At 70.0% G+C, this 12,839-nt stretch carries 14 protein-coding genes and 6 tRNA genes; 12 read left to right on the top strand and 8 right to left on the bottom strand.

Features of this window, described 5'->3' with window-relative positions; genetic code table 11:
• Positions 1-118 precede the first annotated feature (118 nt).
• The 3 genes from SCNRRL3882_RS33285 to SCNRRL3882_RS33295 all read left to right on the top strand — a co-directional run bounded on the left by SCNRRL3882_RS33285 (position 119) and on the right by SCNRRL3882_RS33295 (position 1,997).
• Entirely contained in the window at positions 119-325 is a 207-nt protein-coding gene (locus tag SCNRRL3882_RS33285) for a hypothetical protein (protein WP_010045133.1), read from the top strand.
• A gap of 360 nt (positions 326-685) precedes the next feature.
• A complete protein-coding gene (locus SCNRRL3882_RS33290) occupies positions 686-1,627 on the top strand; it encodes a phosphotransferase family protein (RefSeq protein WP_010045132.1) in 942 nt (313 codons plus the stop codon).
• 79 nt (positions 1,628-1,706) lie between these two features.
• Positions 1,707-1,997: a zf-TFIIB domain-containing protein gene (locus tag SCNRRL3882_RS33295; RefSeq protein ID WP_078602932.1), complete on the top strand. Its 291-nt coding sequence runs from the start codon at positions 1,707-1,709 to the stop codon at positions 1,995-1,997.
• Positions 1,998-2,073: 76 nt separating this feature from the next.
• Here SCNRRL3882_RS33295 and SCNRRL3882_RS33300 read toward each other — a convergent pair.
• The 5 genes from SCNRRL3882_RS33300 to SCNRRL3882_RS33320 all read right to left on the bottom strand — a co-directional run bounded on the left by SCNRRL3882_RS33300 (position 2,074) and on the right by SCNRRL3882_RS33320 (position 2,543).
• Positions 2,074-2,145: transfer RNA gene (locus tag SCNRRL3882_RS33300), tRNA-Val, on the bottom strand.
• A 43-nt stretch (positions 2,146-2,188) separates the two neighbouring features.
• Positions 2,189-2,260 (bottom strand) — tRNA-Val (locus tag SCNRRL3882_RS33305).
• Between the two features lie 26 nt (positions 2,261-2,286).
• Positions 2,287-2,358: transfer RNA gene (locus tag SCNRRL3882_RS33310), tRNA-Val, on the bottom strand.
• A gap of 1 nt (position 2,359) precedes the next feature.
• Positions 2,360-2,433: transfer RNA gene (locus tag SCNRRL3882_RS33315), tRNA-Cys, on the bottom strand.
• A 37-nt stretch (positions 2,434-2,470) separates the two neighbouring features.
• Positions 2,471-2,543 (bottom strand) — tRNA-Gly (locus SCNRRL3882_RS33320).
• Positions 2,544-2,721: 178 nt separating this feature from the next.
• On the opposite strand from SCNRRL3882_RS33320, the gene SCNRRL3882_RS33325 reads away from it, so the two are divergent.
• From SCNRRL3882_RS33325 to SCNRRL3882_RS33335, 3 genes are read left to right on the top strand one after another with little or no spacing between them, the layout of a single operon-like run.
• Positions 2,722-3,765, top strand: coding sequence for a chorismate-binding protein (locus SCNRRL3882_RS33325; protein WP_010046581.1), 1,044 nt, complete (start codon positions 2,722-2,724; stop codon positions 3,763-3,765).
• Positions 3,762-4,583 carry an aminotransferase class IV gene (locus tag SCNRRL3882_RS33330; protein WP_010046580.1) on the top strand — a complete coding sequence of 274 codons (822 nt, stop codon included), beginning with the start codon at positions 3,762-3,764 and terminating at the stop codon, positions 4,581-4,583. The genes SCNRRL3882_RS33325 and SCNRRL3882_RS33330 overlap by 4 nt, the downstream gene beginning before the upstream one ends.
• Before the next feature lie 53 nt (positions 4,584-4,636).
• Complete coding sequence (locus tag SCNRRL3882_RS33335; RefSeq protein WP_010046579.1) at positions 4,637-5,461, top strand: GNAT family N-acetyltransferase; 825 nt, start codon at positions 4,637-4,639, stop codon at positions 5,459-5,461.
• A gap of 74 nt (positions 5,462-5,535) precedes the next feature.
• Here the strand turns inward: SCNRRL3882_RS33335 and SCNRRL3882_RS33340 are convergent, their stop codons facing one another.
• Positions 5,536-6,060, bottom strand: a complete 525-nt coding sequence (locus SCNRRL3882_RS33340) for a DsbA family protein (protein ID WP_010046578.1) — start codon at positions 6,058-6,060, stop codon at positions 5,536-5,538.
• Between the two features lie 163 nt (positions 6,061-6,223).
• On the opposite strand from SCNRRL3882_RS33340, the gene SCNRRL3882_RS33345 reads away from it, so the two are divergent.
• A complete protein-coding gene (locus SCNRRL3882_RS33345) occupies positions 6,224-6,661 on the top strand; it encodes a hypothetical protein (protein ID WP_010046577.1) in 438 nt (145 codons plus the stop codon).
• 412 nt (positions 6,662-7,073) lie between these two features.
• Here SCNRRL3882_RS33345 and SCNRRL3882_RS33350 read toward each other — a convergent pair whose 3' ends face one another.
• Together SCNRRL3882_RS33350 and SCNRRL3882_RS33355 are read right to left on the bottom strand one after the other, a co-directional pair.
• Positions 7,074-7,634: a CGNR zinc finger domain-containing protein gene (locus SCNRRL3882_RS33350; RefSeq protein WP_010046573.1), complete on the bottom strand. Its 561-nt coding sequence runs from the start codon at positions 7,632-7,634 to the stop codon at positions 7,074-7,076.
• 387 nt (positions 7,635-8,021) lie between these two features.
• Positions 8,022-8,435, bottom strand: coding sequence for an SsgA family sporulation/cell division regulator (locus tag SCNRRL3882_RS33355; protein WP_004002642.1), 414 nt, complete (start codon positions 8,433-8,435; stop codon positions 8,022-8,024).
• 191 nt (positions 8,436-8,626) lie between these two features.
• Between SCNRRL3882_RS33355 and SCNRRL3882_RS33360 the strand changes: the two genes are divergently transcribed.
• From SCNRRL3882_RS33360 to SCNRRL3882_RS33380, 5 genes are all read left to right on the top strand, one after another.
• Positions 8,627-9,085: a TIGR02611 family protein gene (locus SCNRRL3882_RS33360; protein WP_029181636.1), complete on the top strand. Its 459-nt coding sequence runs from the start codon at positions 8,627-8,629 to the stop codon at positions 9,083-9,085.
• A 75-nt stretch (positions 9,086-9,160) separates the two neighbouring features.
• A tRNA-Val gene (locus tag SCNRRL3882_RS33365) sits at positions 9,161-9,232 on the top strand.
• A 437-nt stretch (positions 9,233-9,669) separates the two neighbouring features.
• Entirely contained in the window at positions 9,670-10,959 is a 1,290-nt protein-coding gene (locus SCNRRL3882_RS33370; RefSeq protein WP_029181635.1) for an ABC transporter substrate-binding protein, read from the top strand.
• Entirely contained in the window at positions 10,959-11,960 is a 1,002-nt protein-coding gene (locus SCNRRL3882_RS33375; protein WP_010046549.1) for a carbohydrate ABC transporter permease, read from the top strand. Before SCNRRL3882_RS33370 ends, SCNRRL3882_RS33375 begins: the two co-directional genes overlap by 1 nt.
• Positions 11,957-12,838, top strand: a complete 882-nt coding sequence (locus SCNRRL3882_RS33380) for a carbohydrate ABC transporter permease (protein WP_010046547.1) — start codon at positions 11,957-11,959, stop codon at positions 12,836-12,838. The genes SCNRRL3882_RS33375 and SCNRRL3882_RS33380 overlap by 4 nt, the downstream gene beginning before the upstream one ends.
• Position 12,839: the final 1 nt, after the last annotated feature.

A 12,839-nucleotide genomic window follows, 5' to 3' on the forward strand; every position in this document is an offset into this window, starting at 1 on the left:
ACGTCCGGGACGGGGCGGACGCCTAGATTTGATGTCAAGCGGCGGGTGCAGCACTCGTCCCCCGAGGTCAGACACCCGCCGCTGCCAACGACAACCGAGAACGGTCAGGAGAGGGACCATGGCCCACACGGCACCGCGGACACTGATCCGCGAGGAGGGACGCAAGGTGTACGCCGCCGCGTTCCGCCGCCGCCAGGGCCGCCGCCACCCCCTGGTGGCGACGCTGATGGCCCTTCCCCTGGCGGTCCTGCTCCTCCTCGTCTTCGACGGGTGGGAGACAGTGGCCACACAGGCGTCGTCCGTGGGAGAGATGCTGGGGCGCTGAGCGGCGACCCCAGGCCCGGAAGAGCGGTCCGGGCGGGGACATCCCACCCATGAAACCCCGTGGGGACGGGGGTGCGGCGGACGGCACAAATGCCGGCGCAGCTGGGGAGCTGCGCCGGCATTATTTTTGCGCACGTGCAGGTCCGCTGAGCTGCGGGCGATCGTGCCGCCAAGGGCGGCACGGGTGGGCGATGGGGGTCCCCTGCTCGAGCGAAGCCGAGAGCTTGGGGCAGGCGCCCCGCTCCGCCGGCCCGCGGACCACCCGGCCTCAGCGACAACACGAGCACTTGAAGCACAGCGCCTTAAAGCCCGGCCTCACCTGCGCGTACTCTCGCCCCGACGCCCACACCCCGGGAGCCCAGTGAACTCCGCCCCCGCCCTGCTCATACAGCAGCTCACCGCCAAGGCCCGAGCCACCGCTCACGCACGCTCCCCGGCTTGCCCCTGCGGCGCAGCCACCCTCGCGGACCACCCCGACGGCATCGTCGTACGGCACGCGGACACCGTCGCGAAGGCCCACCCCGAAGAGGCCGACCCCAGGGAACTGACCACCCGTCTCACCCTCGCCACCCGCCACCCCGGCATCCTCCTGCCCCCACTCGCCCCGGCCCCGGCCGACCTGCACGGCCGCCTCGTGACGTTCTGGCCGTACGGGACCCCGGTCGACCCGAAAACCCCCGACGCCGCCCCCTGGGAGGCCGCCGCCACCCTCCTCGCCCGACTGCACCGCACCCCGGCCCCGCCGGAGACGCCCACCATGCGAGGCCCCGCCAAGGCGGCCCACGCCATCGCCCGGCTCCGGGACGCCGGCCCGCACCCCGCCGCGCCCCCCGTCCTGCGCGCCTGGGGCACCCTCCCCGCCTGGGCCCGGGCCGAGGCCCCGATGCCGCATACCGGCACCTTGTGCCACGGCGACCTCCACCTCGGCCAGCTCGTACGCCATCCCGCCCCCGAAGGCCCCTGGCTGCTGATCGACGTGGACGACCTCGGTGTCGGTGTCCCGGCCTGGGATCTCGCCCGCCCCGCCGCCTGGTACGCCTGCGGACTGCTCCCGCCCGGCGAATGGGCCCGGTTCCTGGCGGCCTACCGCGCCGAGGGCGGCCCCGCAGTCCCGGCCGACGGCGATCCCTGGCCCACCCTGGACGTCCCCGCCCGCGCCCTCACCGTGCAGACCGCGGCCCGGGCCGTCGCCAAAGCGGTCGCGGCCGATCGCCCCCTGGACGAGGTGGAGCAGTCGGTCGTGGACGCCTGTGACCGAATGGCCACCGTCCCGCCGCAGTTGACGCAGGAGCACGCGAAGTAGGGTGCAACCGACCACAGCCGGACAGAGTCTGTCCTGGCGACACGGTAAGCAGGACCGACCGGCGAGGAGTTGAACCAGCATGCAGTGTCCGAAGTGCCATGCGCCGATGCACACGTACAACCGCAACGGTGTCCAGATCGAGCAGTGCAGCGGCTGCCGCGGGATCTTTCTCGACTACGGCGAGCTGGAGTCGCTGACGCGCCTGGAGGCCCAGTGGTCCCAGCCGGCGCCGCCGCCTCCGCCGGCCCCGCAGGCCTACCCCGCCCCACCGGCCCCCGCCTGGGGCGCCCCGCACGGCGGCCACGGACACCATGGCCACCACGGTCACCACCGACAGAAGAGCTTCGGCCACATGCTGTTCTCGTCCTGACACGAGCGTCGCGGCACGACGGTCGCGACACGACGAAGCCCCGGCCGATGCGTACGGCCGGGGCTCCGGTGTGGTGTGGACGATACTGGGATTGAACCAGTGACCTCTTCCGTGTCAGGGAAGCGCTCTCCCGCTGAGCTAATCGTCCTCGGGACCATGACCACGCCGTGGAGCGGATCACGGGCACTGCGTGCGCGATACTGGGATTGAACCAGTGACCTCTTCCGTGTCAGGGAAGCGCTCTCCCGCTGAGCTAATCGCGCGGGTTCGGATCTTCAAGCAGATCCAGTGGACGATACTGGGATTGAACCAGTGACCTCTTCCGTGTCAGGGAAGCGCTCTCCCGCTGAGCTAATCGTCCTTGGAGGTGGAGACGGGATTTGAACCCGTGTAGACGGCTTTGCAGGCCGTTGCCTCGCCTCTCGGCCACTCCACCAGGAGCGTAGGGGACCGGGAAGCCCCCTGTTCCTTCGAGCGGACGACGAGGCTCGAACTCGCGACCTCAACCTTGGCAAGGTTGCGCTCTACCAACTGAGCTACGTCCGCTTGTCGTTTCGGTCCGCTCTCGCGGCCCGGCGACGAGTTGAACTCTAGCGGATTCCGGGGCCAGCACAAAAACGCGTTTGTGCAGCGTGCTGCGCTTCCCCTGCTCAGGGCGGTCACAGGGCCTCGCGAAGGGACATCCCCCGGTCACCCGCAGGACACCCGCCATAGACTCGACTGCGTGCTCGACCTCCCGCCCCTCGCCCGTTTCGGCGCCCGTGTCGCCACCGGGCTCCTCGATGTCACCGACGATCCCGAAGCCCTGGAATCCAGCGGTTTCTGGGCCGTCTGCGCCGACTTCGAGGGCCGTCTGACCTGCGCACGCTTCCGGGATGTACGGCAGGCGGCCGTGTCCGCCCCCGTGCCCGGCGCGTGGCCGGGCCCGGCGGCGGGCGACTGGACGTCGTCGCTCGACCGCGCCGCGTACACGGCGGCGGTAGGGCGGATCCGGCAGCACATCGCGGCCGGCGAGGTCTACCAGGCGAACCTGTGCCGGGTGCTGTCCGCGCCCGTCGCGCCCGGCGCCGACGTCGACGCCCTCACCGCGCTGCTGGCCCGCGGCAACCCGGCACCGTACGCAGGAACGATCCGCCTGCCCGGTCACGGTGTGGAGATCGCCACCGCGTCCCCCGAACTGTTCCTGCGGCGCGACGGACGCTTCGTCGAGTCGGGGCCGATCAAGGGCACCGGCCGCACCGAGGCGGACCTGCTGGAGAAGGACTACGCCGAGAACGTCATGATCGTGGACCTGGTCCGCAACGACATCGGCCGGGTCTGCGCCACCGGCAGTGTGACGGTGCCCGAGCTGTGTGCCGTCGAGAAGCATCCGGGGCTGGTCCATCTCGTGTCGACGGTCCGTGGCGAGCTGGCGGAGGGGACCGGCTGGGCCGAACTGCTCGCCGCCGCCTTCCCGCCCGGCTCCGTCACCGGCGCGCCCAAGTCGAGCGCGCTGCGGATCATCGACGCGCTGGAGTCGGCGCCCAGAGGGCCGTACTGCGGAGGGATCGGATGGGTCGACGCCGACCGGCAGACCGGTGAGCTGGCCGTCGGCATCCGTACCTTCTGGATCGACCGGGCCGACGGCATGCTGCGCTTCGGCACCGGCGCCGGCATCACCTGGGGTTCGGATCCCGAGGGGGAGTGGCGGGAGACCGAGCTGAAGGCGGCCCGGCTGCTCGCGATAGCGTCGGGAGCGTATGAGGTGAGTGGAGAGGACCTGACGTGAAGATCTGGCTCGACGGCGGCTTGCAGGACATCGAGTCCGCCCGCGTCTCCGTCTTCGACCACGGGCTGACCGTGGGCGACGGCATCTTCGAGACGGTGAAGGCCGTGGACGGCCGGCCGTTCGCGCTCACTCGGCACCTCGACCGGCTGACCCGGTCGGCGCGCGGCCTCGGACTGCCCGACCCTGACCACGACGAGGTGCGCCACGCCTGTGCCGCCGTCCTGAAGGCCAACCCCGTGTCGCTCGGCCGCCTGCGCATCACCTACACCGGCGGCCACGGCCCGCTCGGCTCCGACCGCGGCCAGCACGGCCCGACCCTCGTCGTCGCCCTCGGCGAGACGACCCGCCGCCCCGACTCCACCGCCGTGATCACGGTTCCCTGGACGCGCAACGAGCGGGGCGCGCTCACCGGCCTGAAGACCACCTCGTACGCCGAGAACGTCGTCGCCCTCGCCCGCGCCCGCGAACAGGGCGCCTCCGAGGCCCTGTTCGGTAACACGGTGGGACAGCTCTGCGAGGGCACCGGGTCCAACGTCTTCGTCGTCCTCGACGGTGAGATCCACACTCCGCCGCTCGCCTCGGGCTGCCTCGCGGGCATCACGCGCGCGCTGGCCATCGAATGGACCGGCGCCGGGGAGACGGATCTGCCACTGGACGTCCTGGAGCGGGCCGACGAGGTCTTCCTGACGTCCACCCTCCGGGACGTGCAGGCCGTGCACCGGATCGACGACCGCGAGCTGCCCGGCGCGCCCGGCCCGGTGACCGCCAAGGCCATGCGGATCTTCGAGGAGCGGTCCGGGGACGACCTCGACCCCTGACAGGCCGGGATATTCGGCTGACCGGGGGCGTGGTTGCGGGTAGAACACCCCTGATGACCACGACCCTGCGGCCGACCGAGCCGCTTCAGCAGAACGCCGACGGGACGCGCTCACGCCGCTACCAGGTGTGCGTCAACAGCCGTCCCGTAGGGGCGATACACCTCGGCACGCATCCCGTGTTCGGCGACGCCGTGGCCCGGATCATGAAGCTGCGCATCGAGGAACCGGACCGCAGACGCGGCAGGGGCACGGTGGCCGCCCTGGCCGCCGAGGAGGTGGCGCGCGGCTGGGGGTGCCGCCGCATCGAGGCGACCGTGCCCGCCGACTCCGAGGCGCCGTTCCGGCTCGCCACCGCCCTCGGCTACGCCGTCCGCAACCGCGGCATGGAGAAACCGCTCGGCGACACCCCGCCGGAGCTGCCGGAGGGCAGCCGTGCCCGGCCCATGACCGAGGCGGAGTTCGGCCCCTGGCTGGAGAAGGGCAAGGAGGACTACGCCCAGAGCTGGATCGAGCGGGGCGTTCCGGAGGCCGAGGCCCGCGCCAAGTCCGAGCGGGACCACGCCACCCTGCTGCCCGACGGCCTCGCCACCCCCGGCACGCTCATCAGCGTCCTGGAACACGAGGGGACGACGGTGGGCGCGCTGTGGCTCGCGGTGCGCGAGGACAGCACCTTCGTCTTCGACGTCGAGACCCACGCCGGCCACCGCGGCAAGGGACACGGCCGCACCCTCATGCTCTTGGCCGAGGCCCAGGCGATCGCCGAGGGCCGGCGCACCATCGGCCTCAACGTCTTCGCGGGCAACACCCCGGCCGAACGGCTCTACACGTCGCTCGGCTACAAGACGAATCTGTACGCGATGTACAAGCCGCTGTTGTAGCCCAGCGGTCCTGCGGCTCAGCGGGAGGGCAGGGGCCAGGGCCGTCGGCCGGGCCGTCGGATCAGCCCTCCTGCCTACTCCTGCTCCGGCCCGGCCAGCAGTCGGTCCGCGATCTGCTCGATCCGCTCGCGCAGCCCTTCCTGGCTCTTGCCTCCGTCGAGCCGCTCACCGCCGATGACGTACGTCGGGGTGCCGGTCACGCCGATCGCCTTGCCCTCGGCCTGGTCGGCGTCCACGATCAGGGTGTGCCGGCCGTCGATCAGGGCCGTGTCGAACTCCTCGGCGTCCAGGTCCAGTTCGCGGGCCACCTCGACCAGGAAGGGTTCTCCCTTGCGGCCCAGTTCCTCGACCCGCCCCAGGAGCGCCTCGGCGTACTCCCACCCGCGGCCCTGCTCCCACGCCTCCTCCGCGGCCTGGGCGGCGGCGAAAGCGTGCTTGTTCTTCTCCAGGGGGAAGTGCCGCAGCCGCAGCTCCAGACGGTTGCCGTAGCGGGCGCGCAGGGCACGGAGGTCGTCCAGCGCGGTGCGGCAGTCCGGGCACTGGAGGTCGCACCAGACCTCGAGGACGGGGGCGGCAGGGACAGTGGAGGAGTCGCTCATACCCATAGTCTCCCAGGCCGTGCACCCGCACCGGCACCTGCGGAGGAGGCGACCCGGAGATGTCCCTGATGTCGGGCCGGGGCATGGCCGCCCGGGGTGCGGCGGGTGCAGGATGGAAGGGACGAAGTGCCCCAGCCCGACCGCGCCACGCCTGGAGGACCGGATGATTGCCGAGACCGTCTGCTCCGCCGTGTCCGCGGCAGGCCTGGGCATCGCGGCCGTCACGGCTTACCGCAAGCGCTTCCTCGCGGCGACCCGTATCGCGGCGTACTCGCTCGTGCCGATCGGCCTGGTGATGACGGGCGTCGTCGAGTGGCTGGCCGACACCGCCTTCAGCCCCACGGCCTGGGCGGGCTTCGGGGTGCTCGGTGTCGCATGGGTGCTGTTCACGAGCACGCGTGTCGTCGAGCGTCGCCGCGGCGGCACCCGCAAGGAGCGCAGGGCGGCCCGAGCGGCGGCCCGGCCGGAGGCGGTGGCCCCGGCGGCCTCGGCGCCCTCCCTGGGCCAGGGTTCCCGGCCGACCGGGAGGCCCGCCACGGCGCCCCGGGGCGACGACGACTTCAGCGACATCGAGGCCATCCTCAAGAAGCACGGCATTTGACGGCCGCGCGCCGGTCGAATCGTCACAGTGCGTCCAAGGGCGCGCGGAAGTGATCACAACCTGAACCGGACTTCGCGGAATCGGCGCACACCCGCACGGAACGAGGCCGCTGATCGCGTCCGGCCGGGCGACTGCGTCATCATCGCCGCGAGATGCTGGACACGACGGAACAGAGCGACCCCGCGCCGCCGCATGACGAGCCACGTCCCCGGCGGGACGAGCCACGTGGTTGCCTCTTCGCCCTATCCCAGCCACCGCTCATGATCTTCCTTGCGGTGATCGGGACCCTGCTGCTCATGGCCTCGTTGCACGATCTGCTGTTGCTGTGAGCCGTACCCGCGGTACCCGGCGCCACCCGCCGGGACCGCGTCGGCATCGATGATCCGCCCGCCACTGGCCCCGGCGGTGGCGGTCAGCCCGCCGCTTCCTTGCGTCGCGCCCGGTAGGCGGCCACGTGCAGACGGTTTCCGCAGGTCCGGCTGTCGCAGTAGCGACGCGAGCGGTTGCGGGACAGGTCGACGAAGGCCCGCCGGCAGTCGGGCGCCTCGCACCGCCGCAGCCGCTCCTGCTCCCCGGCGACCACGAAGAAGGCCAGGGCCATCCCGCAGTCGGCGGCCAGGTGGTCGGCGATGGAGGCACCGGGCGCGAAGTAGTGCACATGCCAGTCATAGCCGTCGTGGTCCGTGAGCCGGGGTGTGGTGCCGGCGGCGGCGACCAGCTCGTTGATCTGGCCGGCGGCGGTCCGGGCGTCGGGGGCGGCGAAGACGGCGGCGAACCGCCCGCGGATCTTCCGCACCGCCGAGAGGTCGAACTCCGAGAGCACTCCCACATCGCTGATCTCGTGGTTTCGCACGAAGTCCGCGAGGGTCGCCACGTCCGGCAGTCCGTCCGGTGCCGTGTCGTCCTCCGGTGCGGTGTTCACCAGATCGACCACGGTGTCGAGGGCGCACCGGGTGTCGTGGGTGATCAGCACGATTCGCTCCCTGGCCTGGGGGTCGGGCAGGCGCCCGCCGATGCTGGCCGATGGTAACGGCTCCACCACCGCCGGACCGCCCTCATGCCCGCACATGGCTTCGAATACAACGACGCCGGGCAAGCCATGGTTCCCGCCCGCCCTCGGGGCGGCGAAGGCCTGCCCTCCGGCAGCGGAAGGCCCGTCGCTGAGAGTTCCGGCCCTGTGGCACCCGCGGGCCGAGCGGCTGCACACCCGAGCCGAGACGGCCCGGACGGCGGCACACGCGAGCCGGCGCCGCCCCGCGAGATCCGCGGTGCCGGCGCCGGTGTATCCCGTATGCGGTTGTCCGGGCCCGAGCCGTCTCCCCGAGTCGACGGCACCGGGCTGCTTGGTGAGCCCCTCGCCCTAGCTTTCCGCCAGGATGTGCGAGAGCTCCTGATCGAGGTCGAAGTGCCGGTGCTCCGTGCCGGGCGGCACGGCGGCGTCGGTCCGCTTCAGGAAGGACTCCAGGGCCCGTGCCGGCGCCTCCAGCAGGGCCTCGCCCTCCGGTGAGCTCAGGGCGATGCACACGACGCCCTGACCGTGGCTGCGCGACGGCCAGACGCGGACGTCGCCGGTGCCGGTAGGGCGGTGAAGTCCCTCGGCGAGGAGGTCGCGGGCGAACACCCACTCGACGGTCTCCTCGGCTCCGGTGTGGAAGGTGGCGTGCACGGCGTAGGGGTCGGCCGTGTCGTACCGCAGGCCTGCGGGCACAGGCAGGGAGGACTCGCTCGACACAACGAGGCGCAGGTGCAGCTCGCAGCTGACCGTGGTGTTCATAAGCGCCAGGGCCTTTCGCTCAGTGTGCGCTCGGGGATTCGCACGTCGGCGAAATCGACATGCCACCTACGGTGCCGTTGTAAACCCCTCTGAGTGTTTTGCGTGCCTTTACGTAACTCTTCCGGCCGAGAGATCGTTCGCGCCGTGCGTCCATTCCGGTGACTGGTTTCGCTCCGGTAGTGTTTGGCCGTATGAATACGGGGAGTGACGAGCCGGGCGAGGTGGCCGTGGCGTCGGACGAGACGGGGACGGACGAGGTGCGCAGCGAGCAGGAGCGGGCACTCGGCTCACGGGCACCGGAATTCGTCAAAGCGCGCCGCCTGCTGCATGTGAGCTGGCAGGTCGGCATCTTCATCATCGGGCTCGCGGTCGTCGTGGCGGGCATCATCATGCTGCCCCTGCCCGGGCCGGGCTGGGTCGTGATCTTCGGCGGCATGGCGATCTGGGCGACCGAGTTCGTGTGGGCCCAGTTGGTGCTCCGCTGGACCAAGCGGAAGGTCACGGAGGCCGCCCAGCGCGCCCTCGATCCCAAGGTGCGGCGCCGGAACATCATCCTGACGACCATCGGCCTGGTGATCGTCGCCGTACTGGTCGGTATCTACCTGTGGAAGTTCGGCGTGGTCATGCCGTGGAAGATCAAGGACCAGTGAGCGGCGGGGGTGCCGGTGACGGCCGGCGCTGGTCACAGGCACCCCCTGACATGGGGTAATGTTCTACCTGCGTCCGGGCGATTAGCTCAGTGGGAGAGCGCTTCGTTCACACCGAAGAGGTCACTGGTTCGAACCCAGTATCGCCCACCCGGATCGGCGGCCCACCTGCGACTGAGCAGGTGGGCCGCCGTCGTTCCGGTGTCCGCGCACCCTCACGCGGCGGGCCGTCGTCCCGGCTGTCGAGCGCCCCGCCTGCCGTCCTCCTCCCGGGCGACCGTCGGCGGAAACCGGCCAGTTTCCGCCCGGCCTCCCGCCGCCCACCGCGGCGTCGTCTTCCGGTCGCTCCCGAAAGCCGTGCGGTCGGTCCCGGCCCGTTCGGTCCGCCGACCACACCGGCCCCACCAGTGACATCACCCCGGTCGACCCGGCGCACCACCTCCATGCCGCGCCTCGCTGCAGGACCGCTCGGTAAGAAATTCTTGTCCGAATCATTGACGCACCCTCAGCCCCTCCGTACCTTGTGCCAGCAAGCGCTTACTTGAAACGATTCATGCGAGCGGGACGAAGTGCGGGGAGGGCCAACCGTGGTGAACGGCAGGAATGTTGAGAGACGTACGATTCTGAAGGCGGCCGGGGCCACGGCGGCCACGCTGGGGCTGGCCGCGACGACCGGTTGCGGTGGCGACGGAGGGACCTCCGCGGACGGAACGGTGACGATCCGTTACGCGTGGTGGGGTGCGGAGGATCGCGCCGAGCGCATCAACAAGACCATCGCGCTCTTCGAGAAGAAGTACCCGAAGATCAAGGTGAAAACGGACTTCCAGCCTTATCTCGACTTCTGGAAGAAGTTCAACACCCAGGCCTCCGGCGGAAATCCGCCGGACGTGTTCCAGAATGCCATCGGGTTCCTGCGCAAATACGACGCGAAGAACGTGCTGCTCGATCTCAGCGAGCAGGTCAAGGCCGGCAACCTCCGGATGGACGGATTCCGCGCCGGACTCGAGAAGTTCGGCGAGATCGACGGCAAGCTCCTCGGAGTTCCGGTCGGTTCCAACTCGATGGCCCTGGTCATCGACAAGCCCGTCTACACCCGGGCCGGTGTGAAGCCGGAGCAGGGCTGGACCTGGGACGACTTCGACGCGGCGATGAAGAAGATCCGCGACAAGACGGGCCGCGCCGGCGACAGCGGCATGTACGGCGTCATGTACCTCTACGACCCCTATCTGCGCCAGCAGGGCAAGGCGTTCTTCACGGAGGACGGACTCGGCTTCACCGAGGCCGATCTGACGGAGTGGTGGACGAAGGCCAAGAAGGGCGTCGAGGAGGGCGTCTACGCCGACCCCAAGAAGGTCGCGCAGATCAAGCCCAAGTCGGCGGTCGCGGCGGAGCTCGCCGGCAGTGAGTTCACCTGGGACAACTTCACCGTCCGCTACACCTCCGAGGGCAAGAGCGAGTACGGCCTGGCGCCCATCCCGACGACGGACGGCAAGAAGACCGGCCAGTACCTCGGCTCCCTCATGCTCAGCGCCTCCAAGCGCACCCAGCACCCCAAGGAGGTCGCCCAGTTCATCGACTTCATGGTGCACGACCCCGAGGTCGCCAAGATCATGGGCTACGACCGCGGTGTGCCCGCGACGCAGGCCCAGTACGACGCGTACAAGCCGGCCGACCCGGTCAACAAGGCGATAGCCGAGTACGAGGAGTCCCTCGTCGAGGCGGGTGTCCTGGAGCCCATCACCCCGCATCCGGAAGGCGCCGACATCTGCGAGGCCGCGTTCCTGCGCATCGCCGAGGAACTGGCCCTGGGCAAGCGGTCGGTGGACGACGCCGTCAAGCAGTTCTTCACCGAGTCGAAGACGGCTCTCGGCAGCTGATGGGAACCACCGTGACACACGCCCCTGCGTTGGAGGGCCTGTCCCAGGACTCCGAGCCGCGGCACGGTCCGGTGAAGCCCGCGCGCCCCGCCGCCCTCAAGCGGCGGCGGCGCCGGGAGAACCTGGCCGGCTATCTCTTCATGTCCCCCTGGATCGCCGGGTTCCTGCTGCTCACCGCGGGCCCGATGGTCGCATCGCTCTACTTCGCGTTCACCGACTACAACCTGTTCGACGCCCCCAAGTGGATCGGCCTCGACAACTTCTCCGAGATGTTCGGCGACCCCCGCTGGCGCCACTCGGTGCAGGTGACGCTCTGGTACGTCGTCGTCGGAACGCCGCTCAAGCTGCTCGCGGCCCTCGGTGTGGCCCTGCTCCTCGCGCAGAAGCGGCGCGGACAGGCCTTCTACCGGGCCGCCTTCTACGCGCCGTCGCTGATCGGCGCGAGCGTCTCCGTCGCGATCGTCTGGAAGGCGATCTTCTCGGACGACGCGATCGTGGACCGCACGCAGCAGGCCTTCGGGATCAGCGTCGGCGGCTGGACCGGCGACCCGGACATGATCATCTACAGCCTGGTGGCGCTCACCGTCTGGCAGTTCGGCGCCCCCATGGTCATCTTCCTGGCCGGCCTCAAGCAGGTCCCGCGCGAGCTGTACGAGGCGGCCGAGGTCGACGGGGCCGGCAAGCTGCGGCGGTTCTGGAACATCACGCTGCCGATGATCTCCCCGGTGCTCTTCTTCAACGTCCTGCTGGAGACGATCCACTCCTTCCAGATCTTCAGCTCGGCGTACATCGTCGGCGGCGGCGCCGGAGGCAACGCCTGCGGTCCCGCGGACGGCTCGATGGTCTACACCTGCTACCTCTACGTCCAGGGCTTCGAGAACAGCCGGATGGGCCTGGCCTCCGCCATGGCCTGGATGCTGCTCGTCGCGGTCGCCCTGGTCACGGCTGTGCTGTTCTGGTCCCAGAAGCGCTGGGTGCACTACGAGGAGGGCGCCCGATGAGTGCGCAGGCCACCGACGCCACCCCACGAGCGGGCGGCCTTCGGCACAAACTGCCCGGATCCCTCGCCTGGCACATCGGCTCCCTGCTGGTCCTCGCGGTGATCCTCTACCCGGTGATCTGGGTCATCGGCGGTTCCTTCAAGAAGAGCGAGGACATCGTCGGCAGCCTGGACCTCTTCCCGGGCGACCCGATCATCTCCAACTACACCAGCCTCGCCGACGGCATCGCCGACATCTCGATCTCCACCTTCTTCTACAACTCGCTCTTCCTCGCGGTCGGTTCGGTGATCGGGATCCTGGCGTCCTGCTCGCTGACGGCCTACGCCTTCGCGAGGATCAGGTTCGCGGGCCGCAACCTGCTGTTCACGCTGATGATCGGCACCCTCCTGCTGCCGTACCACGTGCTGCTGATCCCGCAGTACGTGCTGTTCCGCAACATGGAGATGATCAACACCTACACACCGCTGCTGCTCGGGAAGTACCTGGCCACGGAGGCGTTCTTCGTCTTCCTGATGGTGCAGTTCATGCGCAACATGCCCAAGGAGCTCGACGAGGCGGCCCGCCTAGACGGCTGCGGGCACGTCCGCATCTACTGGTCGATCATGCTGCCGCTGTGCCGTCCGGCCCTGATCACCAGCGCGATCTTCACCTTCATCAACTCCTGGAACGACTTCATGGGCCCGCTGATCTACCTCAACGAGCCCGACAAGTACACGGTCTCCCTCGGCCTGAAGATGTTCGTGGACCAGGACGCCGTGGCCAACTACGGCGGCATGATCGCGATGTCGCTGGTCGCGCTCCTGCCGGTGCTCGCCTTCTTCCTGGCCTTCCAGCGCTATCTGATCGACGGCATGGCCACGTCGGGTCTGAAGGGCTGAG

The sequence above is a fragment of the Streptomyces chartreusis NRRL 3882 genome (genome assembly GCF_900236475.1).
Lineage (GTDB): Bacteria > Actinomycetota > Actinomycetes > Streptomycetales > Streptomycetaceae > Streptomyces > Streptomyces chartreusis_D.